Source organism: Bradyrhizobium huanghuaihaiense, from assembly GCF_007830635.1.
Lineage (GTDB): Bacteria > Pseudomonadota > Alphaproteobacteria > Rhizobiales > Xanthobacteraceae > Bradyrhizobium > Bradyrhizobium huanghuaihaiense.
On sequence record NZ_VLLA01000003.1, the window covers coordinates 135,657 to 161,790 of the forward strand.

Annotated in this window: 29 protein-coding genes; 13 read left to right on the forward strand and 16 right to left on the reverse strand. The window is 65.9% G+C overall.

The window, feature by feature from the left end; all coding sequences use genetic code 11:
- Window positions 1-86 precede the first annotated feature (86 nt).
- Window positions 87-1,310, forward strand: a complete 1,224-nt coding sequence (locus IQ16_RS08270; protein ID WP_026312674.1) for a cytochrome c — start codon at window positions 87-89, stop codon at window positions 1,308-1,310.
- A 112-nt stretch (window positions 1,311-1,422) separates the two neighbouring features.
- On the opposite strand, the gene IQ16_RS08275 is transcribed toward IQ16_RS08270, so the two are convergent.
- Entirely contained in the window at window positions 1,423-2,067 is a 645-nt protein-coding gene (locus IQ16_RS08275; RefSeq protein ID WP_018647294.1) for a trimeric intracellular cation channel family protein, read from the reverse strand.
- Between the two features lie 166 nt (window positions 2,068-2,233).
- Here IQ16_RS08275 and IQ16_RS08280 point away from each other — a divergent pair, with 166 nt between their 5' ends.
- Window positions 2,234-2,626, forward strand: coding sequence for a hypothetical protein (locus tag IQ16_RS08280; protein WP_018647293.1), 393 nt, complete (start codon window positions 2,234-2,236; stop codon window positions 2,624-2,626).
- Window positions 2,627-2,791: 165 nt separating this feature from the next.
- Here IQ16_RS08280 and IQ16_RS08290 read toward each other — a convergent pair whose 3' ends face one another.
- Genes IQ16_RS08290 through IQ16_RS08300 form a run of 3 tightly spaced genes read right to left on the reverse strand, consistent with a single transcriptional unit; the run spans window position 2,792 to window position 4,336 of the window.
- Window positions 2,792-3,601: an isocitrate lyase/PEP mutase family protein gene (locus IQ16_RS08290; protein ID WP_018647292.1), complete on the reverse strand. Its 810-nt coding sequence runs from the start codon at window positions 3,599-3,601 to the stop codon at window positions 2,792-2,794.
- Window positions 3,602-3,652: 51 nt separating this feature from the next.
- A complete protein-coding gene (locus tag IQ16_RS08295) occupies window positions 3,653-4,003 on the reverse strand; it encodes an antibiotic biosynthesis monooxygenase family protein (RefSeq protein ID WP_026312673.1) in 351 nt (116 codons plus the stop codon).
- 24 nt (window positions 4,004-4,027) lie between these two features.
- Entirely contained in the window at window positions 4,028-4,336 is a 309-nt protein-coding gene (locus tag IQ16_RS08300) for an NIPSNAP family protein (protein WP_018647290.1), read from the reverse strand.
- Between the two features lie 216 nt (window positions 4,337-4,552).
- Between IQ16_RS08300 and IQ16_RS08305 the strand changes: the two genes are divergently transcribed.
- The 3 genes from IQ16_RS08305 (at window position 4,553) to IQ16_RS08315 (ending at window position 6,905) form a co-directional block, all read left to right on the forward strand.
- Entirely contained in the window at window positions 4,553-5,251 is a 699-nt protein-coding gene (locus IQ16_RS08305; protein WP_018647289.1) for an ArsR family transcriptional regulator, read from the forward strand.
- Between the two features lie 195 nt (window positions 5,252-5,446).
- On the forward strand, window positions 5,447-6,457 hold the full coding sequence (locus IQ16_RS08310) for an alpha/beta fold hydrolase (RefSeq protein ID WP_018647288.1): 1,011 nt from the start codon (window positions 5,447-5,449) through the stop codon (window positions 6,455-6,457).
- A gap of 196 nt (window positions 6,458-6,653) precedes the next feature.
- Window positions 6,654-6,905 (forward strand): GCG_CRPN prefix-to-repeats domain-containing protein, encoded by a 252-nt coding sequence (locus tag IQ16_RS08315; protein ID WP_026312672.1) that lies wholly within the window; start codon window positions 6,654-6,656, stop codon window positions 6,903-6,905.
- Window positions 6,906-7,066: 161 nt separating this feature from the next.
- Here the strand turns inward: IQ16_RS08315 and IQ16_RS08320 are convergent, their stop codons facing one another.
- Together IQ16_RS08320 and IQ16_RS08325 are read right to left on the reverse strand one after the other, a co-directional pair.
- The gene (locus tag IQ16_RS08320) at window positions 7,067-7,348 is read right to left on the reverse strand and encodes a twin-arginine translocation signal domain-containing protein (RefSeq protein ID WP_026312671.1); all 282 of its coding nucleotides are present in this window, start codon (window positions 7,346-7,348) and stop codon (window positions 7,067-7,069) included.
- 188 nt (window positions 7,349-7,536) lie between these two features.
- The gene (locus IQ16_RS08325; RefSeq protein WP_018647285.1) at window positions 7,537-7,851 is read right to left on the reverse strand and encodes a hypothetical protein; all 315 of its coding nucleotides are present in this window, start codon (window positions 7,849-7,851) and stop codon (window positions 7,537-7,539) included.
- A 106-nt stretch (window positions 7,852-7,957) separates the two neighbouring features.
- On the opposite strand from IQ16_RS08325, the gene IQ16_RS08330 reads away from it, so the two are divergent.
- From IQ16_RS08330 to IQ16_RS08345, 4 genes are all read left to right on the forward strand, one after another.
- Entirely contained in the window at window positions 7,958-9,916 is a 1,959-nt protein-coding gene (locus IQ16_RS08330) for an alpha/beta hydrolase domain-containing protein (RefSeq protein ID WP_018647284.1), read from the forward strand.
- A gap of 184 nt (window positions 9,917-10,100) precedes the next feature.
- Window positions 10,101-10,748, forward strand: a complete 648-nt coding sequence (locus IQ16_RS08335; protein WP_018647283.1) for a glutathione S-transferase family protein — start codon at window positions 10,101-10,103, stop codon at window positions 10,746-10,748.
- A gap of 232 nt (window positions 10,749-10,980) precedes the next feature.
- A complete protein-coding gene (locus IQ16_RS08340) occupies window positions 10,981-11,613 on the forward strand; it encodes a DUF1326 domain-containing protein (RefSeq protein WP_018647282.1) in 633 nt (210 codons plus the stop codon).
- A 51-nt stretch (window positions 11,614-11,664) separates the two neighbouring features.
- Window positions 11,665-12,486 carry a DUF2182 domain-containing protein gene (locus tag IQ16_RS08345; RefSeq protein ID WP_018647281.1) on the forward strand — a complete coding sequence of 274 codons (822 nt, stop codon included), beginning with the start codon at window positions 11,665-11,667 and terminating at the stop codon, window positions 12,484-12,486.
- Between the two features lie 39 nt (window positions 12,487-12,525).
- Here the strand turns inward: IQ16_RS08345 and IQ16_RS08350 are convergent, their stop codons facing one another.
- From IQ16_RS08350 to IQ16_RS08360, 3 genes are all read right to left on the reverse strand, one after another.
- A complete protein-coding gene (locus tag IQ16_RS08350) occupies window positions 12,526-12,972 on the reverse strand; it encodes a DUF2214 family protein (RefSeq protein WP_018647280.1) in 447 nt (148 codons plus the stop codon).
- Between the two features lie 37 nt (window positions 12,973-13,009).
- A complete protein-coding gene (locus IQ16_RS08355) occupies window positions 13,010-13,357 on the reverse strand; it encodes a hypothetical protein (protein WP_018647279.1) in 348 nt (115 codons plus the stop codon).
- A gap of 105 nt (window positions 13,358-13,462) precedes the next feature.
- A complete protein-coding gene (locus IQ16_RS08360; protein WP_018647278.1) occupies window positions 13,463-14,995 on the reverse strand; it encodes an acyl-CoA carboxylase subunit beta in 1,533 nt (510 codons plus the stop codon).
- Window positions 14,996-15,134: 139 nt separating this feature from the next.
- On the opposite strand from IQ16_RS08360, the gene IQ16_RS08365 reads away from it, so the two are divergent.
- The 3 genes from IQ16_RS08365 (at window position 15,135) to IQ16_RS08375 (ending at window position 17,446) form a co-directional block, all read left to right on the forward strand.
- Window positions 15,135-15,539, forward strand: coding sequence for a DUF4260 domain-containing protein (locus IQ16_RS08365; RefSeq protein WP_018647277.1), 405 nt, complete (start codon window positions 15,135-15,137; stop codon window positions 15,537-15,539).
- 245 nt (window positions 15,540-15,784) lie between these two features.
- Window positions 15,785-16,381: a hypothetical protein gene (locus IQ16_RS08370; protein WP_018647276.1), complete on the forward strand. Its 597-nt coding sequence runs from the start codon at window positions 15,785-15,787 to the stop codon at window positions 16,379-16,381.
- Between the two features lie 72 nt (window positions 16,382-16,453).
- The gene (locus IQ16_RS08375; RefSeq protein WP_026312670.1) at window positions 16,454-17,446 is read left to right on the forward strand and encodes a dienelactone hydrolase family protein; all 993 of its coding nucleotides are present in this window, start codon (window positions 16,454-16,456) and stop codon (window positions 17,444-17,446) included.
- 249 nt (window positions 17,447-17,695) lie between these two features.
- On the opposite strand, the gene blaOXA is transcribed toward IQ16_RS08375, so the two are convergent.
- The 4 genes from blaOXA to IQ16_RS08405 form a co-directional block, all read right to left on the reverse strand.
- A complete protein-coding gene (gene blaOXA / locus IQ16_RS08385) occupies window positions 17,696-18,514 on the reverse strand; it encodes a class D beta-lactamase (RefSeq protein ID WP_035667948.1) in 819 nt (272 codons plus the stop codon).
- 75 nt (window positions 18,515-18,589) lie between these two features.
- Complete coding sequence (locus tag IQ16_RS47470; RefSeq protein ID WP_011088117.1) at window positions 18,590-18,853, reverse strand: EscU/YscU/HrcU family type III secretion system export apparatus switch protein; 264 nt, start codon at window positions 18,851-18,853, stop codon at window positions 18,590-18,592.
- Window positions 18,850-20,475 carry a flagellar hook-length control protein FliK gene (fliK, locus tag IQ16_RS47475; protein ID WP_167526312.1) on the reverse strand — a complete coding sequence of 542 codons (1,626 nt, stop codon included), beginning with the start codon at window positions 20,473-20,475 and terminating at the stop codon, window positions 18,850-18,852. The genes IQ16_RS47470 and fliK overlap by 4 nt, the downstream gene beginning before the upstream one ends.
- Window positions 20,476-20,531: 56 nt before the next feature.
- The gene (locus IQ16_RS08405; RefSeq protein ID WP_018647272.1) at window positions 20,532-21,326 is read right to left on the reverse strand and encodes an ATP12 family chaperone protein; all 795 of its coding nucleotides are present in this window, start codon (window positions 21,324-21,326) and stop codon (window positions 20,532-20,534) included.
- A 75-nt stretch (window positions 21,327-21,401) separates the two neighbouring features.
- Here IQ16_RS08405 and IQ16_RS08410 point away from each other — a divergent pair, with 75 nt between their 5' ends.
- Window positions 21,402-21,848 (forward strand): hypothetical protein, encoded by a 447-nt coding sequence (locus IQ16_RS08410; protein ID WP_018647271.1) that lies wholly within the window; start codon window positions 21,402-21,404, stop codon window positions 21,846-21,848.
- A gap of 138 nt (window positions 21,849-21,986) precedes the next feature.
- On the opposite strand, the gene IQ16_RS08415 is transcribed toward IQ16_RS08410, so the two are convergent.
- Genes IQ16_RS08415 through IQ16_RS08425 form a run of 3 tightly spaced genes read right to left on the reverse strand, consistent with a single transcriptional unit; the run spans window position 21,987 to window position 26,020 of the window.
- On the reverse strand, window positions 21,987-23,225 hold the full coding sequence (locus IQ16_RS08415; RefSeq protein WP_018647270.1) for an RluA family pseudouridine synthase: 1,239 nt from the start codon (window positions 23,223-23,225) through the stop codon (window positions 21,987-21,989).
- A gap of 15 nt (window positions 23,226-23,240) precedes the next feature.
- Window positions 23,241-24,614: a replication-associated recombination protein A gene (locus IQ16_RS08420; RefSeq protein ID WP_145831363.1), complete on the reverse strand. Its 1,374-nt coding sequence runs from the start codon at window positions 24,612-24,614 to the stop codon at window positions 23,241-23,243.
- Complete coding sequence (locus IQ16_RS08425) at window positions 24,611-26,020, reverse strand: DegQ family serine endoprotease (RefSeq protein ID WP_018647268.1); 1,410 nt, start codon at window positions 26,018-26,020, stop codon at window positions 24,611-24,613. The genes IQ16_RS08420 and IQ16_RS08425 overlap by 4 nt, the downstream gene beginning before the upstream one ends.
- Window positions 26,021-26,134: the final 114 nt, after the last annotated feature.

Sequence of the window (26,134 nt, forward strand, 5' to 3'; positions counted from 1 at the left end):
TTTGTGTCACCATACCCCCGCCATCGCGAAATGAATTGACGCTCCTTTCACGCGGGTGCGGTCGATTGGTCGCAGGAGAGGCTTCGATGCGGACGATTCTGGCTGGCTTGGCTCTCGCGGGTTTGGCGTTGTGCAGTGCGGTTGGAAGCGCGGCCCGTGCCGCCGAACCGTCGCCGGAGCTGATCGCCTATGGCAAGGCTCTGGTCCAGGCCGGTGACTGCGCTGGCTGCCACACCGCCGATCCGGCAAAGCCGTTCGCTGGCGGAAAGCGCATCGACACACCCTTCGGCGCGATCTATGCGCCGAACCTGACGCCCGACCGCGACACCGGGATCGGCGCCTGGGCGGATGCCGATTTCACCCGGGCCCTGCGCTACGGCATCGCGCCGGATGGATCGAACTATTATCCGGCCTTCCCCTACCCTTACTTCACGAAGATGACGAAGGACGACACGCTGGCGATCCGCGCCTATCTCGGCACGCTCGCACCCGTGGCGAGCCGCAACAAGCCGCCGGAGCTGCGCTGGCCGTTCGGCTACCGCGGCCTGATGCGGATCTGGAACGCCGTGTATTTCAAGCCCGGCCTGTTCGAGCCGGATCAGAACCAGAGTGCAGCGTGGAACAGAGGCGGCTATCTCGTCACCGGTCTCGGCCATTGCGGCGCCTGCCACACGCCGAAGAACTATTTTGGCGCCGACAAGCAGGCCCAGGCGCTGTCGGGCAACGAGGTCGGCGGCTGGTACGCGCCGAGGCTCGATGGCGCCGCGCGCACCGGGCTGAAATCCTGGAGCGAGGCTGATATCGCGGAGTATCTGCAAAGCGGACGCAACGCGAAGAGTCATGCTGACGGTCCGATGGCCGAGGTGGTCGTCAATTCCACGGCGAAGATGAGCGATGCCGATGTCCGCGCGATCGCGCTGTATCTGAAAAGCCTGGCACCGGCACGGCGCGAGACGATCGTCACGCCGCCCGACGATGCCGAGATGAAGGCCGGCCAGGCTGTCTACGCCAAGCTTTGCATCGCCTGCCACGAGGCCGACGGCTCAGGCGCGCCGCGGATCTATCCGCCGCTGCCGGGCAATGCGCTGCTGCAATCGGTCAATCCATCCTCGACCCTGCGCATCATCCTCGACGGCGCCTATACCGTGACGACGCCGCGCGCGCCGAACACCGGCGAGATGCCGGCCTATGCCAAGACATTGTCCGACGGCGAGATCGCCGCGGTGACGAACTACATCCGCAATTCCTGGGGTAATGCCGGTCCGCCGGTGACGCCGTCGCAGGTGGCGAGGGCAAGGAGGGAGGAGTAGTCCTCCGCTGCCTCCTTCTCGTCATTGCGGGCGCAGCGAAGCAATCCAGAGTCCCTCCGAGGAAAGATTCTGGATTGCTTCGCTGCGCTCGCAATGACGGCATGAATGGAGCCTACCTCTCCTCATCCCCCGTGAACACGAATTTCGGCATCTCCCATTTGTAGCGCACCGCGAGCAGACGGAAGCTGATGCCGAGCACGAAGGTCAGGATGGTCCAGAGCCCCGCGTTGAGCTGCAAACCGAACGCGGTCGCATAGAACAGCCCCGTCACCACCGAGACACTGGCGTAGAGCTCGGAGCGGAACAGCAGCGGCACGTCGTTACAGAGCACGTCGCGCAGCACGCCGCCGGCGCAACCCGTCACCATGCCGGAGACGATCACGATAGGCAGCGTCGCATCCATCTGCCAGGCGACGTCGCAACCGGTCATGGTGAAGACGACGAGGCCGATGGCATCGAGCACGATGAAGGCGACCTTCAGCCGGTGCACGAGGCGCGCGATCAGAATGGTAACGAAGGCCGCGCCGCCGGCGAGCGCGAGATAAACGGGGTTGGCGACCCAGGCCAGCGGATAGTGTCCGAGGAAGAGATCGCGCAGCGTGCCGCCGCCGAGCGCGGTGATGCAGCCGAGGAAGCAGACGCCCAGCCAATCCATGCTGCGGCGTCCGGCAGCGAGCGCAGCCGTCATGCCCTGTGCGGCCACCGCGACCAGCGACAGGAAATGCAGCACGGTATCAGTCGGTGGCAGGCTCCACATCGCCCTGTTCCCTCCCTCGCGCAATGGAACTCACGCGCGGGGCTCCCGGCGGAACAGGTTCCCGATTCCCGGGGCGAAGGCAACATGCGACGAAAGCATGAAGGGGGGCGGAACAGAATCTCGCACCTGATGGTTGTCCCGGCGCAATAACCGAGGAGACCAATCGATGGCTGACGACCGTTTTCCCAACGATCCGTATCGCCCGAACCTCGCCGACGATGAGTATCTTCGCGCGGCACGCCGGGATGCCGACCTTCAGGCGGATCCCGAGCTTGGCGAAGGCCCCGCCTCCAGCGGTAAGATCGCGCTGTTTGCCGTGGCTGTCGCCCTGGTGCTCGGCGCCGTGTTCTACGGCCTGAACAACAGCACCACGGGCAACCAGGCGAGCAACGAGCCGACGCCGCGGACTGCCCAGCAGACGGCGCCGGCCAATCCGGCCGCCCCTCCCGGCATGCGTGACGTGACGCCGCGCAACAACACCGAGCCGGGTGTGACCACGGGTGCTGCGCCGACCAAGCCGGCTCCGGACACGCAGAAGCCGTCTGACGGCGCGAAGTAAGAGCCACATGATAGCTGTCGTCGCCCGGCTTGACCGGGCGACCCAGTACTCCGAGGCGGCGGTGATTCAATCGAGAAGCCGCGGCGTACTGGATGCCCCGCTTTCGCGGGGCATGACACGAGAGGATGACAGAGCGGCGGGACTCAACATCCCGCCGCTGTTTGTTTAGCTGAACATCTTGTTGAGCTCGCCGCCGGAATAGCCGCTGCCAAGCTCGGCAAAGGTCCCCTTCTCCGCCATCTCCTTCGCGGCGCGCATGAAGCCGCCCCAGGCGGCGCGGGCGAGCGAGCCGCCGACGCTGATGCGGCGCACGCCGAGATCTTCGGCTTCCCTCAGCGACAGGCCGGAGCCGCCGATCAGAAGGTTGAACGGCTTCGGTGCGACAGCCTTCACCACAGCAGTGATGTCCTCGCGGGTCTTGAGCCCCGGCGCATAGAGACAATCGGCACCGGCATCCGCGTAGGCGGTAAGCCGGTCGATGACGAGCTTGAGATCGGTGACGCCCCAGAGATAGGCCTCGCAGCGGCCGACCAAGAGCGTGCCGCTGTCGCCGATCGCCTTGCGCGAGGCCTTGATGCGCTCGACCGCCAGCGCGCGGTCGTAGAGCGGCTTGTCCTTGTCGCCGGTGGAATCTTCGATCGACAGGCCGGCGACGCCGGTGCGCACACCGCGCTCGACATTGTCGGCGACCTTGTCCGGCTCGACGGCAAAGCCGCCCTCGAAATCAGCGTTCACGGGGATGTCGACCGCCGAGCTCAATGCTGCCAGATGCTGACAGACGTCCTCGACGGTGACGTGATTGTCGGCCTTGCCGATGGTCCAGGCAAAACCTGCGCTCGATGACGCGATCGCCTTGAAACCGAGATGTTGCAACGCCTTGGCGCTGCCGACATCGACCGGATTGGGCAGGATGAAGCAGCCGCTCTCGTGCATCTTCTTGAACGTCGCGCGCTTGTCAGCGGTCGTCACATGCATGTTTCTCTCCCTTGTTGGCCGCGCAGAGATAGGCACGCATCATCGAGCGCGCTAGTGCGCGTCATGCACGGCGCGGCTGTCCTTCGGCGCCTCCTCGCGATCGTTCATGCCGTAGTCCCTGACAACGCTGGCGATGCGCAAGTGATAATCGGCGAAGATCTGCGCCCTGCCTTTGGCCTGGGTGCGGCGGTGCTCCATGGTGTTGCGCCAGGCCTGCACGGCTGCCTCGTCCCGCCAGAACGACAGCGACAGGATCTTGCCCTTCTCGGTCAGGCTCTCGAAACGCTCGACCGAGATGAAGCCGTCGATGGTTTGCAGGAGCGGCTTCAGATCGGCTGCGAGGTCGAAATAGGTCTGGCGGTGTTCCGGCTTGGGCCAGACCTCGAAGATCACGGCGATCATGGGCATCTCCTCATGTTTGACGGCCTACAATACCACCTTGCGCAGGAAGGTGCGCTCTTCGGCGAGGATGAATTTGTGCTCCTCGGCGAAATGGAAGTTCGCCATGCCCTCCGCATCCTGGCGCAGTCGGGCGCGATAGGCCTCATAGGCGGCGAGGCTCTCGAAGGTGATCAGCGCGAAGGCGATGTTGTTGGTGCCCTCATGCGGCATGAAATAGCCGATCAGGTCGCCGCCGCATTTCGGGATGATGGTGAGCCAGCGTTTTGAATATTCCTCGAACTGCGCACGCTTGAACGGATCGAGCTGGTAGCGGATGAAGACGGTGACGGACATGATGGACTCCTGTGTTTTCTGCCGTCATTGCGAGCGCAGGTCTCGTAGGGTGGGCAAAGCGAAGCGTGCCCACGGTCCTTTGTCCGCAACGACGGTTGGTGGGCACGTCGCTGCGCTCCTTTGCCCACCCTACGGCACCGGTGTGCTCGCAATGACGTGTTCGTGGCGACACGCTACGCGCTTGCCCGACCACAATGCTTCGGCTACCATCGAAGCATGAAATCAGGACCCGACATCGCCATGGTCGCCGCGCTGGTCGGCGACCCCGCCCGCGCCAACATGCTCACGGCGCTGATGAACGGACGCGCGCTGACCGCCAGCGAGCTGGCGCAGGAAGCCGGCATCACGCCGCAAACCGCGAGCTCGCATCTGGCCAAGCTCGAGGCCGGCGGGCTGGTGGAGCCGGAGAAGCAGGGACGCCACCGCTACTACCGCCTCACCGACGATGACGTCGCTGGCGTGCTCGAGGGGCTCGCGGGCCTTGCCGCGCGCACCGGCCATATGCGCGTGCGCACCGGACCGAAAGATCCGGCGCTGCGGCGCGCGCGGATCTGCTACGACCATCTCGCCGGCGATCTCGGCGTGCAGATGCTCGATTCCTTGCGCGAGCGGCATCTGGTCAAGCAGAAGAAGCAGGAGATCGAGCTGACCGCCGAGGGCGAGCGCTTTCTCGCCAAAAACCTGCAGATCTCGTCCGACATGCTGAGCCACCCGCGCCGCCCGGTCTGCAAGGCCTGCCTCGACTGGAGCGAGCGGCGTCATCATCTCGCCGGCACGCTGGGCGCCGCCATGATGCAGCGCTTTGCCGAGCTGAAATGGGCCGCGCGCGATCCCACGCCCGGCAGCCGCGTCGTCAATTTCACCCGCACCGGCGAGAAGCAGTTTGCCGCGCTGTTCGGCAACGGGAAGGATTAGTCACGCCGGGCGCGTGACAGCACACAATCACGTGTGAACGACTGCTACCGTCATGCCCGAGCTTGACCCGGCCATCCACGCGTTTATGGCCACCGTCATTCCGGGACGATGCAAAGCATCGAACCCCGGAATCTCGAGGTTCCGGGTTCGCGCTATGCGCGCCCCGGAACGACGCCGCTAACAAGAGACCTCCAAATGAACCGCCTCCTTCTGGCCGCGCTCGCCGCCGCCCTTCTCGCTTCCCCACTCACATCCACCCGCGCCGCCGAGACCGCACCGCGCGAGCCCTACGGCATTGCGCTCGAGGGCTTTGCCTATCCCTATCCCGTGCACTTGCTCCCCGTCGTCAATGACGGCGAGCAGCTCAGCATGGCCTATATGGATGTCGCGCCGGCGCAGCCGAACGGCCGCACCGTGGTGCTGCTGCATGGACGCAATTTTCCGGCGAGCTATTGGGCACCCGTCATCAAGATGTTGAGCGAGGCCGGCTATCGTGTCGTGGTGCCGGACCAGATCGGCTTCGGCAAATCCTCCAAGCCGGCGGGCGAGCTGCATTTCGACAATCTGGCGCGCAACACCATCGCGCTGCTCGACCACTTAGGGATCAACAAGGCCGAAATCGTCGCGCATTCGCTCGGCGGCATGCTGGGCGTGCGCATCGCCCGCGCCTACCCTGACCGCGTCGCCCATCTCGTGCTGACCGCCCCGATCGGCCTCGAGGACTATCGCCTCTACGTGCCGCCGACGCCGACCGAGAAGATCATCGAGACCGAGGACAAGCTCACCGCCGACGTCTATCGCAAGCAGCTCCAGACCAACTACGCGATCAAGCTGCCGCCTGAGGCGATCACGCCGTTCATCGATGCCCGCTTCAACATCAAGGGCAGCCCCGATTATCCGCGCTGGCTGCGCGCCTTCGTCTCTTCCGGCCAGATGATCTATCGCGAGCCGGTCGCGCACGAGATCCCGCTGATCGCGCTGCCGACGCTGTTCATCATGGGCGCCGACGACCACAACGCGCCGGGCCGGCCGCTCGCGCCGGAGGCTCTGCGCGCAAAAATGGGGCAGAACGCAGAGCTTGCGAAGCAGCTCGCCGCGAAGATGCCGAACGCGCGGGCCGAGGTGATCCCCGACACCGGGCATCTCGTCTTCCTGGAGTCGCCGGAGAAGTACAAAGAGCTGGTGCTGGGCTTTCTCGGCCGCTAGCGACAGCTGAGTGTCGCTTGAGGCAGGATGCGGCGCACGTTCATGCCGCATTCAGGTCATGATTGGCAGGTTTGGATCGCGACGTGTCGGCACGTGTCTCCCAGATTTAACGTGTCGAATCGTGTCTGTTGATTCATTGTGCGCCGCAAGCGCCCTGCCCCAAACAATCTGCCCCAAGGACGAGAAGGAAGATCAAATGAAATATCTCTTCGCCGCCGCCATGCTCGCGAGCGCGGTCGTCGGTTTCAGCGAGGCGGCCAGCGCCGCGCAGGGTTGCGGTCCGGGCTGGTACCGTGGCCCCTATGGCGGCTGCCGCCCGATGCGCGGTGCGGTCGTTGTGCGCCCCGCCCCCATCGTGGTCGCCCCCGCGCCGGTCGTCGTCGTGCCGCGCGCCCGCGTGTGCCCCTATGGTTTCCGCTGGTGGGGTGGCCGCTGCCGCCCGATCTGATCTCGTCTCTTCGCACTGCGAATTGGCCGCGCGGGAGTGCCCCGCGCGGCCTTTTTCTTTTGAGGCCCTCCAACAGGCCATCGGCGGAGTCACGCAACAGCCACGAATCAAAACGGGGACCGCGATCGCGATCCCCGTCCAAAGCATGGCTTGTGCGAAGCTTACCAGTGACGGCGATGCCAGCGCCGGCGATGCCAGCCCCAGTGGCGACGGCGCCAACCCCAGTGGCGGTGGTGGCCACGCCAATGCACCTGCTCGGGCTTGAGCTGCGCGGTCTCATCGCCGGTGGTGACGGCCGGATGCAGATCGGCATCGGGCTGCGGCATGCGGCCCGGACCGCCGACCGGCTGCGGTGACAACGGCGCGGCCTGGGCGGTCGCGGCGAAGGCGGCGGCGCCCGCCGTCACACCCAATGCAAGTTTCAAAAAGTTCCGGCGCTCCATGGACATGTCCTCTAGGTGACCGAGCAAGTGATGCAGAGGAAGTGTCGCGGTCACGACATGAACCCAAGCTGAATCGCGCATTCAGATTCGTTGCGAAGTGGATAGCTTCGTAGCCCGCATGAGCGAAGCGACATGCGGGAACGCTTTCCCCGGATATCGCTGCGCTCATCCGGGCTACGGGAGCGCAACTACTTCACGAACTCCTGCGCCAGCACCAGCGTCTCGCGCGAGCGCTTCACGTCGGGCCAGTCGCGGTTGAAATCGGCCACGAGCTGTTTGAGCGCATCGCCCTTCAGCACCGCATCGAGCTTGGCCTCGTCATCGAACTGATACATCGCCTGGTGCAGCGAGGGATCGTCGAGGCTCCAGAACCGCCAGGCTTTGCTGACGCCGAACGCCTTCACCGCATCGGGCACGTGCTCGGTCTCGTACCATCTGTCGAAGGCGGCGCGCTTGCTCGCATCGGCGACGATGGCGCGGACGACGAAGAAGGCTGCCGGCATCGGATTTCCTCCTGTTGTTTAGCCTCAGGATAGCCGGTTATAGTCGCCGCAACAAAAAGCCCGCGCGGCGGAACTTGCCGTCGCGCCATACAAGGGAGGGACAGCCGTGCGCAGGATCATCTCGGGTCTCATCGCGATCACCTGCCTGTGGCCTGCGCGCTCGCCGGCCGAAATCGTCCGCTTCGACATTTTGGAACGCGTGCCCGCCTTTGCCGGACGCAGCTTTGGCGCCGTCGGCACCTATGAGCGCATCACCGCGCGCGCGACCTTCGCGCTCAACCCGTCCGACGACCGCAACGCCGTCATCACCGACCTCGCGCTCGCACCGCGTGGCGCCGACGGCAAGGTCGAAGCCAGTGCCGACGTCGTGATCCTCAGGCCCAGCGATGCCAGCCACGGCAACGGCACGCTGCTGCTGGAAGTCCCCAATCGCGGCCGCAAGCTGGCGCCGCAGCTGTTCGACGATTCCGCGCAGCCCGGCGCCAACATTGCGGAGAAGGCCGAGGACGCCGGCATCGGCTTCCTGCACCGCCAGGGTTTTACGGTGGTCTGGGTGGGTTGGCAGGGCGAGATTCCGTCGAAGCCGGGGCAGCTCGCGATGACCGCGCCGGTGATCAAAGCCGTCACCGGCCCCGCGCGCGAAGAGGTGATCTTCGACAGCACGACCAATCCCGCGCGCGCGACGCTGACGTGGCCCGCAGCTGACGCCGCCAACCTCAACGTCACCGTGCGCGCGGCCTGGGCCGACGCGCGGCAAACGCCGTCAGGCCTTGCGGCAAAGCTGGTCGATCCCGTGACGGTGGAGATCATCCGACCCGAGGGCTTCGATGCCGGCGCGCTCTACGAGATCACCTACACCGCACGCGATCCGGTGCCGCTCGGCCTGGGCTTTGCCGCCGTGCGCGATGTCGTCAGCTTCCTCCGCCACGACGAAACGCCAGCGAACCCGCTACTGAATGGCCTGCATTCGTCCGTCAGCCGCGCCATCGGCTTCGGCGTCTCGCAATCCGGCCGTTTCCTGCGCGACTTCCTCTATCTCGGCTTCAACGAAGATCTCCAGGGCCGCACCGTGTTCGACGGATTGATGCCGCATGTCGCGGGCACGCGGCGGATGGCGACCAATGTCCGCTTCGGCCAGCCCGGCCGCAACCCGCGCCATCCGCAGGATCCGGCGTGGCAGGCCGATCTGTTCCCGTTCACCTACGCGACGTTGAGCGATCCCTATTCCGGCAAGACCGACGGCCTGTTGCGGCGCTGCTCGCTCTCGGCCACCTGTCCGAAGGTGATGCAGACCGACAGCGAGCACGAATGGTGGGCCTCGCACGCCTCACTGCTGGTCACCGACCTCGCCGGCAACCATCTCGACCTCCCCGACAACGTCCGCGCCTACATGATCACGGGCACGCCGCATTTCGCCGAAGCCGCGGAGGCAATGCGCAAGGGCTTGCCGGCGATGTCGCTGCCGCAGAACCCGATGCATGCGGGCATGCCGATGCGCGCGCTCCTCACCGATCTCAACGCCTGGATCAGCGATGGCATCAAGCCGCCCGCAAGCCGCATCCCGATGCGTGCCCACGGCACGCTGGTGCCGGCGTTAGGCGCGGTGCCGACGGATATTCCCGGCTTGCCCTATGCCGGCATCCACACGCTCTCCGTCTTCTCCGACCAGAGCGTGCTGCCGCCCAAGGAGATCGGCCGCTATCCCGTGTTCGTGCCGAAGGCGGACGCTGACGGCATGGCGATATCAGGTATCCGTCAGCTCGCAGTGGCGGTGCCGCGCGCGACCTACACCGCATGGAATCCGCGCGCGCAGGGCTTTGGCCCGACCGCGCTCTATCCGCTCCAAGGCGCGGTAGTGCCGTTCGCGCCAACGGAGGCCGCGCGGAAGGAAGTGCACGATCCCCGGCTGTCGATTGCGGAGCGCTATGCCGATGACGGGGCATATGTGGCGGCTGTGCGACGCGAGGCCGCGCGGCAGGTGGCGGAACGCTTGCTGCTGCCGGAGGATGCGGAGCGCGCGGTCGAGGCCGCGAAGCAAGGGAAGTTGGGGAAGCTCGGGCAGTAGTATCGGTCCGTAGGGCGGATTAGCGAAGCGTAATCCGCCACGCCTCCATCTGGCGAAGCAGACGTTGGTGGATTGCGCCAGCGGCGCAGCCGCTGGCTAATCCACCCTACGAAAAAACATCGCTCCGCTGTCGGAACGCCCGCTCGCCATCCGTCCTAGGCTTAAGACAGCACGGAGACCCCACATGTCCGACCTCACCCTCACCACCTTCGACTGGGTTCCCGAGATGCCGCGCGGTCTGGTGCGCGATCTTCGCGTACGCTGGGCGCTGGAAGAAGCGTCCCTGCCCTACCGCGTCGCGAGCACGCCGTTCGGCGACCGCGGCGCTACACATCTCGCGCACCAGCCGTTCGGCCAGGTGCCGTGGCTGACCGACGGCGACCTCTCGATCTTCGAGAGCGGCGCGATCCTGCTCCATCTCGGCGCGCTCAGCGCGAAGCTGATGCCGTCAGATCCGCGCGGCCGCAGCGAGGCGACAAAATGGGTGTTTGCCGCGCTCAATTCGGTGGAGATGGCAAGCCTGCCCTGGTCCATGTTCAAGTTCACCGGCAGCGACGACGGTTCACCGGCCGTGAAGTTCGTCGACGGCTTCCTGAAGATCCGCCTCAAGAATCTCGAGCCGGTGCTGGCCGGCCGCGAATGGCTGGCGGGCTCCTTCTCCGTCGCCGACATCCTGATGGCGGACGTGCTGCGCCCCGTCGACCGCTTCGACGGGCTCGCGGACAGTCCCGCCTGCCGCGCCTATCTCGCGCGCGCCACGGCCCGCCCGGCCTTCGCCAAGGCCCACGCCGACCAGATGGCGCATTTCGCCGCAGCGGATAAGGCGCGTTGATAGGACGGATCAGCTCGTAGCTCGCAGAATGGGTCAGGCGAAAGCCGTGACCCACCAGGTCTGCCCGAACGAATGGAGAAGTGGTGGGCTAGGCTGGCGCTAACGCCGCCGCCGCTTCACACCAACTTCATTGGCGCATCGTCTTGCGGTTCCCGCGCACGCGGCGTAGCTTTCCACCACAGGTAGCTCATTCGAATGTGATCTGTCGGGTTCGGCCTAGCGGGAGGGAGCGATGGTGGACCAGGTCTCGTGGCAGCTTTCCGGTGACTATTTCGAAAATTGCAGTTGCAGCATCGTGTGCCCGTGCCTCGTGTCTGCGGGTGCCCCGCTGACCGCGCGACCGACCGAGGGCTTCTGCAACGTGCCGCTGATTTTCCACATCGAGACCGGGCGTTACGGCGACGTCGCACTCGATGGACTGAACGTGCTGGTTATTCTCCATGCGCCCGGAGTCATGGCTGACGGGAACTGGTCGCAGGCCACCTATGTCGATCAGAGCGCCGACGATCGGCAGACCGAGGCGCTGGCTGCGATCTTCAGCGGCGCGGCCGGTGGTCCCATGGCCGCGTTCGTACCGCTGATCAGCAAGAACCTGGGGGTGAAGAAGGCCCCGATCACATTCCGGATCGACGGCAAGACTCGGTCCGCGGAAATCCCGGGCATTCTGCACATGTCCGTTGATCCGTTGCCGACCATGCACCCGAGCGGCGAAATGTGGGCCAACATCGGCCACCCCGTCAGCCCCGACAGGATGGTGATGGCGGTCGGCGCCGCCGGCAATACGTACAGCGATCATGGCATGCGCTGGGACAATTCCGGCAGGAACGGTCTCTATGCGCCGATCCAGTGGTCGAACCAGGCTTGATGCCGCTCCTGATGTGACGGTCTGCGAAAAGGCCGGCAACACGCATCACAAATGACCGACAGCGCTCTCGAAACCGTGCTGCGCCGCGACCGCTGGATCGTCGGCGGCGCGATTCTGACCATCGTCGCGCTGGCATGGGCCTATGTGCTCTGGCTCGCGGACGACATGGACATGGGCGGCATGGACATGACCGGCTTCCGCATGATTCCGGCCGGGATCGGAATCATGTTGCCCACGAGCGAGCCGTGGCGAACGTTCGAGTTCGCATACGTATTCCTGATGTGGGCGGTGATGATGGTCGGAATGATGGCGCCTTCGGCCGCGCCCATGATCCTCATGTACGCCAGCGTCGGCCGGCGGGCGAAGGCACAGGCCAAGCCGTTCGCGGCAACCGGCTGGTTTGCGGCCGGTTATCTCCTCGCCTGGGCCGGCTTTTCGCTTGTCGCAACCCTTCTGCAATGGGGGGTCGATCGCGCAGCCCTTCTCGACTCCCGGATGACGCTCGCCAGCAACCTGCTCGGCGCATGCGTGCTGATCGCGGCCGGCATCTATCAATGGACGCCGCTCAAGGACGTCTGCCTCGTCCAATGCCAGTCGCCGTTTCTGTTCCTGATGCGCCACGGCGGGTTTCGCGACACGCCGCGAGGCTGCCTGCTGCTGGGGCTTCGGCACGGAAGCTATTGTGTCGGCTGCTGCTGGCTCTTGATGGCACTTCTGTTCATAGGCGGCGTGATGAACGTGCTCTGGATCGCGCTGTTGGCGCTGCTCGTCCTGCTCGAGAAGCTGACGCCGGCCGGACGATGGATCGCGCGCGCTGCCGGCATTGCATGTGTGGCCGCGGGCGCGTGGCTGCTGGTGTCCTCGCTGCGGTGATGCATTCTATGTTGCGAAAGCCACGCCTCCCTTGACGGGCTAAACCCACCCTCCCCGCGCCATCACCGCCGCACAGAGCAGGATGACCACGATGGCCGCGAGCTCCCCATGAATGATCGACGCCACCAACCGCTTCCGTTCGGCGTCGAGCACGGGCGCCTGCCCCGCCTTGATCGACGCGCTCCACGACAGGAACTCCTGCGTCGGAATGACGGACAGCGCTCCGAGGGCGACAAAGAGCGCGATCTTCGCCAGGAAGGCGTAGCAATGAAGGTAGTAGTCGTAGCCTTTCTCGAAAAAGAGCACCCGCAGCAGCCCGACGACAAACAGCGCCGCGGCTGCCGTGCCCAGCACGATATCGGTGACCTGGAGCCGTCGCGCGGTCGACACCGTCAGTTCCTGCCGGATCAGCGTGAACTCGACCGCAACCGCCGCAACCAGCGTGAAGGCGCAGAGGTGATGGAAGAAGGCGAACAGCGTGGACATGGCAAATTCCCGATCGCCCGACGGGCAGTGAGGCTCATCACACCAGTTTCATCGGCGTATCCTCGACCACGCGAAGGTCGATCGTGCCGATCAATCGCGAGCGGAGCGCCTCGGCGCTGCTGATCGCGTCGTTGGTCTGCCGCAACGTGCTGACGTTGGAACCAAGCGACACGATCCCGCCCAGCACCAGCGCGATCGATCCGAGCGCCGCGGTCTGCCCCGTCCCCAACAGGCCGAGGATCGTGATCAACAGCAGCGCCGCACCGCCGCCGATGGCGATCTTGGACGCCAGGATGTATTTCCGGCAGCGCTCGGCGATCTCGGCCAGCGCCTCGATCCGATCCTCGATGTCTGAGATTTCGTCAGTCAGATCGTCTTCGGTCATTGGATCGAGGATGCCAAATCAGCTGTAGCCCGCATGAGCGAAGCGACATGCGGGACTCTTGGGCCGAAACCCGGATGTCGCTGTGCTCATCCGGGCTACGTGTCCTCACAACGGCAAATTGTCGTGCTTCTTCGCCGGCATTTCCGTCTTCTTGTCCTTCAGCATCGCCAGCGCGCGGGCGATGCGTTTGCGGGTCGAGTGCGGCATGATGACGTCGTCGATGTAGCCGCGCTCGGCGGCGATGAACGGCGACAGGAAGCGGTCCTCGTATTCCTTGGTGCGGGCGGCGATCTTGTCGGGGTCGCCGATGTCACTGCGGAAGATGATCTCGACCGCGCCCTTGGCGCCCATCACGGCGATCTGGGCGGTCGGCCAGGCGTAGTTCATGTCGGCGCCGATCTCCTTGGAGGCCATGACGTCGAAGGCACCGCCATAGGCCTTGCGGGTGATGACGGTGACGAGCGGCACGGTGCACTGCGAATAGGCGAACAGCAGCTTTGCGCCGTGCTTGATCAGGCCGCCATATTCCTGCGCGGTGCCCGGCAGGAAGCCCGGAACGTCGACGAAGGTGACGATCGGGATGTTGAAGGCGTCGCAGAATCGGACGAAGCGCGCCGCTTTCCGCGACGCATCAGAGTCGAGCACGCCGGCCAGCACCATCGGCTGGTTGGCGACGAAGCCGACGGTGCGGCCGGCGATGCGGCCAAAGCCCGTGACGATGTTCTTGGCGAAGGATTCCGCGATCTCGAAGAAGTCGCCCTCGTCCACGACCTTCAGGATCAGCTCCTTCATGTCGTAAGGCTTGTTCGGATTGTCGGGGATCAGCGTGTCCAGGGAATCGTCGAGGCGCTCGATCGAATCGAAGCTCGGCCATTCCGGCACGCCGTCGGTGTTGTTCGACGGCAGGAAGTCGATCAGGCGCCGCATCTGCAGCAGCGTCTCGACGTCGTTCTCGAAGGCGCCGTCCGCGATCGAGGAGCGCGTGGCGTGCACCGAGGCGCCGCCGAGCTCCTCGGCGGTGACGACCTCGTTGGTGACGGTCTTCACCACGTCGGGGCCGGTGACGAACATGTAGCTGGTGTTCTTCACCATGAAGATGAAGTCGGTCATGGCCGGCGAATAGACGTCGCCGCCGGCACAGGGCCCCATGATGACGGAGATCTGCGGGATCACGCCCGAGGCCAGCACGTTGCGGCGGAACACATAGGAATAACCGGCGAGCGCAGCGACGCCCTCCTGGATGCGGGCGCCGCCGGCGTCATAGAGGCCGATGATGGGCGCCCGCGCCTTCATCGCCATGTCCTGGAGTTTCGTGATCTTCAGCGCGTGGGTCTCGGACAGCGACCCGCCGAACACCGTGAAGTCTTTGGCAAAGACAAACGTCTTGCGGCCGTTGACGGTGCCCCATCCCGTGACGACACCGTCGCCAGGCACCTTGGACTTCTCCATGCCGAACTCGGTGGAGCGGTGCTCGACGAACATGTCGAACTCCTCGAACGATCCCTTGTCGAGCAAGAGCTCGATGCGCTCGCGCGCGGTCAGCTTGCCGCGGGCGTGCTGCGCCTCGATGCGCTTCTCCCCGCCGCCGAGCTTTGCGCCGGCACGACGATCTTCAAGGGCGTCCAGGATGTGTTTCATTTGCTCCCGCCAGGTCTTAAGTGATGCGGGGTTCTAACACGGCATTTTGCGGCCCGGAAAGCCGCTTTCGTCGTCGCAGGGCTGCCCTGCCGTAGCGGGAAAGCACAAGGAATTACAAATTTTTGTCCGGGAGACGAGCATGACGGAAGGAACGGCCGAGACGGGCGCGGCGACCGGCGGCGTCAACATCCTGCTGCGGCTGGAGGGCCTGACCCTGTTTGTGGGCATGGTGATGCTCTACGCGGCCTGGGATGGGTCGTGGCTGGTGTTTGCCCTGCTGTTCTTCGTGCCCGATCTGAGCTTCCTGGCATACCTGTCCGACGCCAAATTCGGCGCGATGGTCTACAACGCCGCCCACAGCTACATGGCGCCGGTGACGCTGCTGACGCTGGGCTTCGGCCTTGCCTCGCCCCTCACCCTGTCCATCGCCTTGATCTGGCTCGCCCATATCGGCATCGACCGGGCGCTCGGCTACGGCCTGAAATATTCCGCCGGGTTCGGCTTCACCCATCTCGGCCGGATCGGGCGGCAGAGGGATGCCTGATCTCCCGCTTCGGCTGACTGCGTAGCCCGGATGGAGCGGAGCGTAATCCGGGACAAGTGCGGCGCGGGCGCGATCCCCGGATTGCGCTGCGCTCCATCCGGGCTACGGGACCGTATCTGCCGCGCTTGCCGGTTGACCGGGCCGGCCGATTCAGGCTTGCTTCAAGCCTTGCGATCAGGCGCCGAATGTTGCGTGAGCCAAGTCGGTACGGCGGCGGTCATCATGCCCTGGCTCAAGCATCACCCATGTCCGCGACGGTCGTCCCACTGCCGCCGAACCCATCGTCCGAAACCATCGACTTCCTGCGGCGCATGGCCAGCATGGTGTCGGGGCGGAACGGTGAGATGCTGCTGCGCGCAGCCAGCATGATCGAGTCGCTGAGCCAGCGCGCGATGTCGGCCGAACGGCTGTATCATCAGGCGCAGGAAGAGAGCGCGCGCAGCACCGAGCTGCGCGAGGCCGCCGAGCTCGCCTCCGATGCCATGGTCGGCCAGATCGAGGCGCTGCAGAGACAGCTTGCGGACGTCACCGCGGCGGCGGCCGCCGAGCGCGCGGCCTTCGAAGCCGAGCGCAACAAGTTGCTCGGCCTGATGCAGCACGCAGAGAGTCACATCGGCAAGCTCACGAGCGAGCTCGACAGCTTGCGCGCCTCCGTGGACAGTTTCAACGAGACCGTGGTCTCGGTGCCGATCGAGGTGCTGCGGCTGGCGCGGACGCAGTTCGATTATCTCTCCAGCTGCTTTGCGCGCCGCGGCGACGTGATCTCGCGGGCGATGAGCGAGATCGGCGGCTTTGCCATCGACCAGGCGCTGACGGCGAAGAAGCCGGCGGACAAGGGCTGAGACCGTCGCGCGTCAAATTGACAGCGCGCAGGTCCGTTGCTCTACTCCCCGAAAATCAAGAGGGAGGATCCGATGCCGACGGCATTCCGCGCCGCCATGGTGCTCATTGCGCTCTGCGTTTCCACTGTGCTCGCCAATGCGCAGGCGCTTCCCAAGGAAGTCGCCACGCGCGCCGAGATCTACCCGATCCCCTCGCTCACCCTCTCCGACCAGCAATTTCTCAGCGGCGATGCCGCCGCGGGCAAGGCGGTGACGGTTGCCGGCGAATTCCGCGTTGCGCAAGGCACCGGCAAGCTGCCGGTCGTGGTGCTGATGCACGGCTCCAGCGGTGTCGGCGCCACCACCGAGGCCTGGGTGCACGCCTTCAACGCCATGGGCATCTCGACCTTCGTGATCGACGGCTTCACCGGCCGCGGGCTGACGGTGGTGGGGCCGAGCCAGGCCCTGCTCGGCCGGCTCAACCTGATCGTCGACATCTACCGCTCGCTGGAGATCCTGGCGAAGCACCCGCGCGTCGACCCCGACCGCATCGTGCTGATGGGTTTTTCGCGCGGCGGCCAGGCGACGCTTTATGCGAGCCTGGAGCGCTTCAACAAGCTCTGGAACAAGTCCGGCATCCAGTTCGCAGCGTACATCCCGTTCTATCCGGACTGCTCGACGACCTATGTCGGCGATAGCGAGATCGCCGCGCGCCCGATCCGCATCTTCCACGGCACGCCCGACGACTACAATCCCGTGAGGAGCTGCAAGGCCTTCGTCGAGCGGCTCAAGAGCGCCGGGCGGGACGTCGTGCTGACCGAATATCCCGACAGCGCGCACGGCTTTGACAGTGGCCTGCTCGGGGTCAACACCGTTGCCGTGTCGGCGAATGCGCAGACCGTGCGCAACTGCAAGATCAGGGAAGGTGACGGCGGCGTGCTGATGAACGGCGATACGAATGCGCCGTTCTCCTACAAGGATTCCTGCGTCGAGCTCAATCCGCATGTCGGCGGCAATCCGGCGACCGCCGCGGAGTCGCGCAAGGCCGTGGAGGAGTTTTTGCAGGTGTTGTTCAAGCTGGGATGAGACCGCCTGCTCCACACGCGCTGCCGTAGGGTGGGCAAAGCGGAGCGTGCCCACCAACTAGATGATGGTGGGCACGGCGCTGCGCGCCTTTGCCCACCCTACGGCTCCTCGGCCATGGGAGACACCGCATACTCCGTCATTGCGAGCGCAGCGAAGCAATCCAGAATCTTCCCGCGGCAGCAGTCTGGATTGCTTCGTCGCAAGAGCTCCTCGCAATGACGGTGATGGAGCGGCGCCGGCGCGACAGCGCTAGATCGCGCCGATCTCGGCAAGGCAGGCTTGCGTCAGCGGCATGCGCTCGCCGACGAGGCGCGGCTCCTTGCAATCCATGTTGAGCGCGAACACGGTGTGCGCCTCGCCCTTCTCGGCCCAGCCGACCATCCAGCCGAGCGATGGCTCGCCGCGCTCGGCACCCAGGAGACCGGACTTGGCGCGGATGACGCTGTCGCCGACCTTGGTCACCGGCAGGATATCGGCGACGAGGTCCTGGCTCCGCTTTGAGATCGGCAGCGCGCGGCGGCGCAGACGGTCGACGAAGTCGATCTGCTCGACCGGATCGATGCGCAAATTTCCGGTGAGCCAGAACTGGTCGATGCCGCCGCCGATGTCGCGATTGCCGTAGTCGAACTCGTCGACATATTTCTGCATGCGCTCCTGCCCGATGCGGCGCGCGATCTCCTGATAGACCGGCACCGCGCTGACAGCGATCGCGCTGCGCAACGTGTGATCCTTGTTCCAGGCTTCGATCGGCCGCTTGACGCCGTCCCAGGGAAACACGTCCTTGTCGGGATCAGCGACGACACCGGTCTCGAGCGCGATCAGCGAGTTCGGAATCTTGAAGGTCGAGGCCGGCAGCTTGCCCTCGCCCGAGCGCTCCTTGTCGCTGGCGACGATCAGGTAGTCCTCGACCTTGTAGCCGACGAAGGTGCCTGAGGTGCCGAGATCGGTGAAACGCTTTGCGAGGCTGTCGCGGATCTCGTTGCGCGGCGGCGCGACATGGGCGAGTGCACGTGACGGCAATGTGGCGGCTGCGGCGAGAAGGCCGAAGGTGGAGCGGCGGGTGAGCAAGAGCGGGATCCGGTAAATGATGAAGGTGGCCGCGACCATGCAGCCGCTACGTGGTGAAACGATGACAGCTTGTTTCTACCGCCCCCGGCCCGACAGCCGCAGCACGAACACCAGCACTTCGGCGACGGCCTTGTAGAGATCCGGCGGAATCTCCTCGCCGAGCTCGACCTTGGAGAGCGCGCCGGCCAAAATTTCGTTTTCCTCGATCGGGATGTCGTTGGCCTTGGCGATCTCGACGATCTTTTCGCCGATCGTGCCCTTGCCCTTGGCGACGACGACGGGCGCGCCAGAGCCCTTCTCGTAGTGCAGCGCGATCGCGAGCTTGGATGGATCGCTCATGTGGCGCGGTCCAGGAAGTGGCCGGCGCGGGCCGGCGCCGGCTGCGGCGGCGTGCCGTCGCGCACGACGATATCGCCGGGCTTGAGCTCGGCCCTGGACATCGCCTGGCTGAGCTCGCCGATCCCGGCGCGGAGCTGCTGCGCGGTTGCCGGCCGCTCCGCCCACATCCGCACGAAGGTCTTGTCGCCGTTCAATGTGATCAGCGCGTGCACGGGCCCGGCCGGCTCGACATTGAGCGCGAAGCGCGCGCGCCAGGCGCGCTTGGCGGGATCGGCGGATTCGTTGCCGCCATCGCGCGAGATCTCGAACTGCGCCATCGCGGTGCCCTGCGGGGTCGCGAACGGGATCTCGAAATTCCACTGCGGCACGGCCGGATCGATGCGGTGACCAGAGGCATCCGTGCGATCGGGGAGCGAGGCAACCTGCAACAATGTCTGCCGCGCGATCGCGGCATCGGTGTCATCGAGCAGACGATGCACGGTCGCGGCCAGAGGTGCGTCCGGCGCAAGCGATGGCAAAGCGACAGGCTGCGACGATGGCAGCGCGCCGCGGAGCGGCGGCGGTGTGGTCGCGCGCGCGGCGGCCTCGAACACGTGACCATCCGGCACGGCCTTGCTGGAGCCCGGCAAATTGCCGAGCATGCGCGGCAGGTTCTGCGTGACCTCTTGCAGCAGGCTCGCGGCAAGGCCTGCGGACATGGTTCGCGGCACCGCGGCTTGCGGATTGCCGCCCGCCATCTCCGCCAGCACGGCGGCGGCAAGCGCGCCGCGCGACAACTGCGTCGGTTGGGCGATCTGCGCGTCGGGCGACGGCAACACTGCCTGCGTGGTCTGACCTGCCACCAAAGCTGCGGAAGCTGCGGTCTGCGGCGTGGCCGCGGCACTCGTCGGCAGCGCGGCGCCTTGCGCCGGCGCCGGCGGCACGGTGGTCTCAAGGGTGGCCAGGGTCTGGCGCAGCACCAGCAGCGCGGCCTTCAAGTCCGGCGTCGCGCCAGGAGACGGCGTTGTGCCTGCGGCCAATGAGGCTTCGAGGAAGAGCCCGGACTTGTTGAATGCGGATTCGATATCGCCGCCATCAAGCGCGGTGTTGAGCGGCGTCTGCTGCGCCAGCACGTCCAGCACCGCCTGCTTCAATCCCGCTGGCAAATCACTGCTTGTCACGACGGAGGCCAAATTGGCGAACAGCGGCGCCTGGCTGCCCTGTTTCGTCACGGCCTCGGCCGAAGCGGCGCTGACGGCGACCTGCTCGGACGGGGTCAGGGTATTGCGCGCCGGGACTGCCGACGGCGCAAGCGGCGGGCTGTCCACCAGCGAGGCCGCGCGCGGCGTCAGCGTAATCTGATCGGCGCTCGCCTCGCCTGCCCCGTTCATCACGGCGAGCCGGATCGTGCCGTCGTTCTGCGACACCGCGAGCTGGAGGTTTTGCCCCGGCGTCAGCGCCACCTCCGACATCACGTCCATCGAGAGATTGGCGATCGCGATCCGCACCAGATTGTCGGCCATCACGCTGACGACCCTTGCGTCGACGACGCTGCCGGCCTGAAGCACGAGATCGGGCGTCGTCGCATCAGCCACGGGGCTGGCGGCATTGACGGGAACGATCGAGCTTATCGGCGTCGGCATCTCAGGAGCCCGGGGGAATGCTAGTCCCACCCTAAGGCCCCCTCGTAAACCTCTCGTTAAGGACCTTGGGCCGCGGGCGGCTTCATGGCCGCCAGAACCGTCACAGCGGCCTGAAAATCCTTCAGGCGGGCGGCGCGGCGGGCGGCCGCCTCCTCGTCCACGCCCCATTGTTCGGCGTTCCAGTCCTCATCGACATGGGCGGCGGCCCAGACCTGGTCCGCATCGCGCACGCCATGGGCGAGCGCCAACGCCAGCAGCGCCGAGCCGGTCAGGGTCGTCACCACGTGGAGGGCTGCGACCGACCAGGCATCGCCGGGCAGCGCGGCGCGGGCGGCCTTCAGCGCCTCGTCCGGCTGTTTCACATGCATGACGCCCTCGGACAGGATGAAATGCGCGCCCAGCGTCTCCGCGGCCCAGAACAGCACGGGGTCCCAATGCGTGGCCTCACGGGCGACCAGCCCCTCGGGATGGCCGGCCCGATAGAACAGCAGATCGGACTCGAAGTATTTTGCAAGATCGTCGCTGACGAGCTCGACACGGTCGACGACGCCCTCGACCACGCTGTTGGCGATCCGGGTCAGCGGCATGGTGACAGGGTCGATCGTCTCGCCCTGGGCCGCCCATTCCGCGGCCACCGCATCGGCCAGCGCGCGCGCGGGGATCGCCACCTGACGGCCGGAGGGCGTACGGATCGGCTTGCCGTCGAGCGTGATGGCAAAGCCGCCCTCGGCATCCGTGACGCCGGCCTCCTTATAGAAGCGCTTGCGCAGCGGCGTGCGCGCGGACTGGCGCGCCGATTCCCGCGGATCCGGCGGGGGCTGGCCTGCTGCTTCTTCGAACAATTCGCGCATGTGAGTTTTCGGTCCCGGTCGCTGGATGCTAGGCTTGTAAGATAAGACCTGTGGCCGATAAAGCGAGCGGCGGGCATGAGGGAACTTGCGGGCATTGGGGCCCTGTTGGCAGGACTTTGGCTGGCCGCGGCGGAGGCAGGTTTCCGCAGCCCGGAATCGCTGGTCCGCAACGTCTATGCCCATTACGGCGAAGGCGCGCCGGAGCTGTCGAAAGGCCTGCCGCGCGACGCCGTGACCGCCCGCCAGTTCTTCGATCCGCCCCTGCGCAAGGCCTGGAGCACGCCGAGGATCGAGCCCTATGATTTCCTGGTGCAGAGCCCGAGCTGGAAGCTCGGCCCGGTCGCGATTGAGATCGTCCGCAAGCAGTACGACAAGACCTATGTCGCGGCGAATTTCGACAATCACGGCCGCCGGGTGGTGCTGAACTTCGTCCTCGTGAACGGGCCCGAGGGCTGGCTGATCACTGATGTCGAGAGCCCGCACGACTCCTTGCGGATGTTTCTGGAGCAGTTTCGGAATTGAGGGTGGCCAACCACTGCTGTCTCCGCACCGTCATTGCGAGCGCAGCGAAGCAATCCAGAATCTTTCCGCGGAGGCAGTCTGGATTGCTTCGTCGCAAGAGATCCTCGCAATGACGGGGCTAGCAGCGGAGCTCAGCCCCTACTCCTCCGGCGCGTTCTCGATCGGGTCGAACCGGCTCGCATCGAGCCCAAGCAGATTCCACGACTGCTGCATATGCGGCGGCAGCGGCGCGGTGGCGTCGATCACGCCGCCGCGCGGATGCGGAATGACGATGCGGCGCGCGAGCAGATGCAGGCGGTTTTGCAGGCCGCCCGGCAGTTGCCAGTTCTCGATGTTGAAATATTTGGGATCGCCGACGATGGGATGGCCGATATGCTCCATGTGGGCGCGCAGCTGGTGGGTGCGGCCGGTCACCGGCTTCAGCGACACCCAGGTCAACTTGTTGCCGGCAGTCTCCACCACCGCGTAGTACGTCACCGCGTGGCTGGCGCCCTCGTCGCCATGCTGGGCGATGCGCATGATGGTGTCGTCTTCGCTCTCCTCCTTCGCCAGGAAGGTCGAGATGCGGCCCTGCTTGGGCTTGGGCAGGCCCGGCACCAGCGCCCAATAGACCTTTCGCGCCGACCGCGAACGAAATGCACCGGTCAGATGCGAGGCGGCAAAGCGCGTCTTGGCGATCAGCAAGCAGCCCGAGGTCTCGCGATCGATGCGGTGCACGAGGCGCGGCTTCTGGCCCTTGGCATCGCGCATCACCTCCAGCATCTGGTCGATGTGCCGCGTCATGCCCGAGCCGCCCTGCACGGCAAGGCCCGCCGGCTTGTTCAGGACGAGGACGTCGTCGTCCTCCCAGATCGTCATCTCCTTCAGCGCCTTGAGCGTCTTCTGCGCAGCCTCCGAGAGCTCGCCGACAACCTTCGGCGCGTCGAGCTTCAGCGGCGGAATGCGGACGCTCTGCCCTTCCTCCAGCCGGTCCTTGCTGTCGACGCGCTTGCCGTCGACGCGGAGCTCGCCTTTGCGGACGACGCGCTGGATGTGGGAGAACGACAGGCCGGGAAAGCGCGCCTCGAGGAAGCGGTCGACGCGCATGTTGTTCTCGTCGGCCGTGACGGTGACGGTCTGCACCTTGGTCGGCAGCAGCGCCTCGACCGGCTTCTCCGGCGCAGGCCTTTCCTGGGCGGCTTTGGACGGCCGCCGCTCGGCACGCTCGGGGCCACGCCGCTCGGCACGCTCTCCGGCAAAGCGCGGCGGCTTCCCGCCGGGCTTGCCGCCCGGACGCGGTCCGGCCTTCTTCGCGCTGCGCGCCTGATGTGGACGTGCGTCGTCGCGCTCGTCACGCGAACGGGGCTTCGGGTTCATTCTCTTGATGCGGCGGCTCATGGTTGCCTGCGTACCCTAAAAGCGGCCTTCCGTCACGGTGAAATGGCCGCCTCTAGCGCGAGCCGCCCGCTCCTTGCGCAGCTTGGCCCAGTAATCCAGCCGCTTCCTGATCTCGCGCTCGAAGCCGCGCTCGGGCGGGTCGTAGAAGGTCTGGCGGCCCAGGGCTTCCGGGAAATAGTCCTGCCCGGAGAAGGCGTCGGGGGCGTCGTGGTCGTATTCGTAAGCCGCGCCGTAGCCTTCCGACTTCATCAGCTTGGTCGGCGAGTTCAGGATGTGCTTGGGCGGCAGCAACGAACCGGCCTGCTTGGCGACCTGCATCGCGGTGCCGAAGGCGGTGTAGACCGCGTTCGATTTCGGCGCGGTGGCGAGATAGACCACGGCCTGCGCGATGGCGAGCTCACCCTCGGGATGGCCGAGGAAGTCGAAGGCATCCTTCGCCGCATTGGCGATGACGAGCGCCTGCGGATCGGCGAGCCCGATGTCCTCCACCGCCATGCGCACGACGCGGCGGGCCAGGAACAGCGGGTCCTCGCCAGCGTCGAGCATGCGCGCGAGATAATACAGCGCGGCGTCGGGATCGGAGCCGCGGACCGATTTATGCAGCGCCGAGATCAGATTGTAGTGGCCGTCGGCCGACTTGTCGTAGATCGGCGCGCGGCGCTGCAGGATGTCCTGCAACTGCGCGGCGTTGAAAATCTCGTCCGCTCGCGCCGAGCGCCAGACCTCTTCGGCGAGCGTCAGCGACGCGCGGCCGTCACCATCGGCCATGCGCACCAGCACCGCGCGCGCTTCGGCGTCCAGCGGCAGCTTCTTGCCCTCGACCGCCTCGGCATGCGCGAACAGCTTTTCGATCGCGGCCGCGTCGAGCGAGCGGAACACCAGCACGCGCGCGCGAGAGAGCAACGCCGCGTTGAGCTCGAAAGATGGATTCTCCGTGGTGGCGCCGACCATCACCACCGTGCCATCCTCCATCACGGGCAGAAACGAGTCCTGCTGGGCGCGGTTGAAGCGATGTACCTCGTCGACGAACAGCAACGTGCCCTTGCCCATCTCGCGGCGGGCGCGCGCGGCATCGAACGCTTTCTTGAGGTCGGCCACGCCGGAGAACACCGCGGAGATCTGCTCGAAATGCAGATCGGTGGCGTCCGCCAAGAGCCGCGCCACCGTGGTCTTGCCGGTGCCGGGCGGGCCCCAGAACACCAGCGAGCCCAGCGTGCGCGTCTCCAGCATGCGCGTCAGCGCGCCGTCGGGACCGAGAATGTGATCCTGGCCCACGACCTCCGACAGCGCGCGCGGACGCAAGCGATCCGGCAGCGGATGCGGGGCCTCGTGATCGAGCCCCGCCGCGGCAAAGAGCGTTGGCGTCTCCTGTGGTCGCTTCGGACTCATCCGCCCAGCGTGACGTTGATCTGCTGACCGCCGCGCACCAGCGTGATGCGCCAGATCCGCGGCCGCTCGCCCGCGGCCTTCTCGAGATCGCCGGTCTTGCTGATCTTCTGACTGTTGACGGCGAGGATGATGTCACCCTTCTGGAAGCCCACACTCGCCGCCGCGCTGTCGCCGCCGAGATCGGCGATCACGACGCCTTCTGTGTCGGCGTCCAGATGCAGCTCGTCGGCAACCGCCGGCGTGATGGTCGAGACCTTCGCGCCCTGGAACGGCGAACGCGCGGTAATGACGAGCTCGCTGCGCCCGGTGTCGGGCGCGGTCTCCAGCGCCACCGTCAGCTTGACCGGCTTGCCGCCGCGTTGCACGTCGATCTGGGCGGTGCCGCCCAAAGGACGCGTGGCGAACCGATAGTCGAAGGCGTTGGGATCATCCACGGCCTGACCGTCGATCCCGGTGATGAGATCGGAGGATTTCAGGCCGGCCTTGGCCGCGGGACCGTTCGACACCACGCTCGCGACCAGCGCGCCGGTCGGCGAGCGCAGGCCGAGGCTCTCCGCGATCTCCGGCGTCACCGCCTGCAATTTCGCACCGAGCCAGGGACGCTTCACCGCCTTGCCGCCGCTCTTGGCGGAGGCAACGACGACACGCACCATGTTGGCGGGAATCGCAAAGCCGATGCCCTGCGAGCCGCCGGAGCGCGAATAGATCGCGGTGTTGATGCCGGCGAGCTTGCCGCTCATGTCGACCAGCGCACCGCCGGAATTGCCAGGATTGATCGCCGCATCGGTCTGGATGAAGAACTGGTAGTCGGTGATGCCGACCTGCGTGCGCGCCAACGCCGAGATGATGCCGTGCGTCACCGTTTGGCCGACGCCGAAGGGATTACCGATCGCGAGCACGATGTCGCCGACCAGCAGCTCGTCGGAATTGGTGAAGTCCAGCGTCGGGAATTTCTCCTTGGTGTCCTTCAGGCGGAGCACGGCCAGATCAGTGCGCGAGTCTTTCAGCAGAATCTCGGCCTCGAACTCACGCTTGTCCGACAGCGACACCCTGACCTGGTCCGCACCCTCGATGACATGGACGTTGGTGACGACGAGGCCGGAGGCATCGACGATCACACCGGAACCGAGCGAGCGCTGCATCTGCTCGGGCTGCTGGCCCGGCACGCCGAAGAAGCGGCGGAAGATCGGATCGTCCAGCAGCGGGTTGCGGTTCTGCACTACCTTCGCGGCATAGACGTTGACGACCGCCGGCTGCACCCGCTGCACAATCGGCGCATAGGACAGCCGCAGTTCGGCCGGCGACGACGGGACCCGACGGTCCTGCGCAGCAGTCGGATTGAAGTGAGCTGAAAACGCTATGCACAATGCAGTGACGATAGCGGCGGGACGGATCGATCGAAACATTCCTACCTCTCGGAAAAGACGACGGAATATAGGCGCGTTCGTCCCCCAATAGAAGGGCGCCGGGCGGCAATATTCGGCCCCATCCCCGGTGTGTCCGGAATGCAAGTGGGCCGT

Bases quoted from the DNA above. Each gene is read 5' to 3' on its own strand.
- IQ16_RS08335 (WP_018647283.1), top strand. From the start codon at position 10,101: ATGTCCGACCTCACCCTCACCACCTTCGACTGGGTTCCCGAGATGCCG.
- IQ16_RS08300 (WP_018647290.1), bottom strand. From the start codon at position 4,336: ATGTCCGTCACCGTCTTCATCCGCTACCAGCTCGATCCGTTCAAGCGT.
- IQ16_RS08275 (WP_018647294.1), bottom strand. From the start codon at position 2,067: ATGTGGAGCCTGCCACCGACTGATACCGTGCTGCATTTCCTGTCGCTG.
- IQ16_RS08405 (WP_018647272.1), bottom strand. From the start codon at position 21,326: ATGCGCGAATTGTTCGAAGAAGCAGCAGGCCAGCCCCCGCCGGATCCG.
- IQ16_RS08270 (WP_026312674.1), top strand. From the start codon at position 87: ATGCGGACGATTCTGGCTGGCTTGGCTCTCGCGGGTTTGGCGTTGTGC.
- IQ16_RS08370 (WP_018647276.1), top strand. From the start codon at position 15,785: ATGTCCGCGACGGTCGTCCCACTGCCGCCGAACCCATCGTCCGAAACC.
- IQ16_RS08280 (WP_018647293.1), top strand. From the start codon at position 2,234: ATGGCTGACGACCGTTTTCCCAACGATCCGTATCGCCCGAACCTCGCC.
- IQ16_RS47470 (WP_011088117.1), bottom strand. From the start codon at position 18,853: ATGAGCGATCCATCCAAGCTCGCGATCGCGCTGCACTACGAGAAGGGC.
- IQ16_RS08290 (WP_018647292.1), bottom strand. From the start codon at position 3,601: ATGCATGTGACGACCGCTGACAAGCGCGCGACGTTCAAGAAGATGCAC.
- IQ16_RS08325 (WP_018647285.1), bottom strand. From the start codon at position 7,851: ATGCCGGCAGCCTTCTTCGTCGTCCGCGCCATCGTCGCCGATGCGAGC.
- IQ16_RS08365 (WP_018647277.1), top strand. From the start codon at position 15,135: ATGACGGAAGGAACGGCCGAGACGGGCGCGGCGACCGGCGGCGTCAAC.
- IQ16_RS08310 (WP_018647288.1), top strand. From the start codon at position 5,447: ATGAACCGCCTCCTTCTGGCCGCGCTCGCCGCCGCCCTTCTCGCTTCC.
- IQ16_RS08360 (WP_018647278.1), bottom strand. From the start codon at position 14,995: ATGAAACACATCCTGGACGCCCTTGAAGATCGTCGTGCCGGCGCAAAG.
- IQ16_RS08345 (WP_018647281.1), top strand. From the start codon at position 11,665: ATGACCGACAGCGCTCTCGAAACCGTGCTGCGCCGCGACCGCTGGATC.
- IQ16_RS08420 (WP_145831363.1), bottom strand. From the start codon at position 24,614: ATGAGTCCGAAGCGACCACAGGAGACGCCAACGCTCTTTGCCGCGGCG.
- IQ16_RS08415 (WP_018647270.1), bottom strand. From the start codon at position 23,225: ATGAGCCGCCGCATCAAGAGAATGAACCCGAAGCCCCGTTCGCGTGAC.
- IQ16_RS08305 (WP_018647289.1), top strand. From the start codon at position 4,553: ATGAAATCAGGACCCGACATCGCCATGGTCGCCGCGCTGGTCGGCGAC.
- IQ16_RS08320 (WP_026312671.1), bottom strand. From the start codon at position 7,348: ATGGAGCGCCGGAACTTTTTGAAACTTGCATTGGGTGTGACGGCGGGC.
- IQ16_RS08410 (WP_018647271.1), top strand. From the start codon at position 21,402: ATGAGGGAACTTGCGGGCATTGGGGCCCTGTTGGCAGGACTTTGGCTG.
- IQ16_RS08295 (WP_026312673.1), bottom strand. From the start codon at position 4,003: ATGATCGCCGTGATCTTCGAGGTCTGGCCCAAGCCGGAACACCGCCAG.
- IQ16_RS08425 (WP_018647268.1), bottom strand. From the start codon at position 26,020: ATGTTTCGATCGATCCGTCCCGCCGCTATCGTCACTGCATTGTGCATA.
- IQ16_RS08315 (WP_026312672.1), top strand. From the start codon at position 6,654: ATGAAATATCTCTTCGCCGCCGCCATGCTCGCGAGCGCGGTCGTCGGT.
- fliK (WP_167526312.1), bottom strand. From the start codon at position 20,475: ATGCCGACGCCGATAAGCTCGATCGTTCCCGTCAATGCCGCCAGCCCC.
- IQ16_RS08340 (WP_018647282.1), top strand. From the start codon at position 10,981: ATGGTGGACCAGGTCTCGTGGCAGCTTTCCGGTGACTATTTCGAAAAT.
- IQ16_RS08350 (WP_018647280.1), bottom strand. From the start codon at position 12,972: ATGTCCACGCTGTTCGCCTTCTTCCATCACCTCTGCGCCTTCACGCTG.
- IQ16_RS08355 (WP_018647279.1), bottom strand. From the start codon at position 13,357: ATGACCGAAGACGATCTGACTGACGAAATCTCAGACATCGAGGATCGG.
- IQ16_RS08375 (WP_026312670.1), top strand. From the start codon at position 16,454: ATGCCGACGGCATTCCGCGCCGCCATGGTGCTCATTGCGCTCTGCGTT.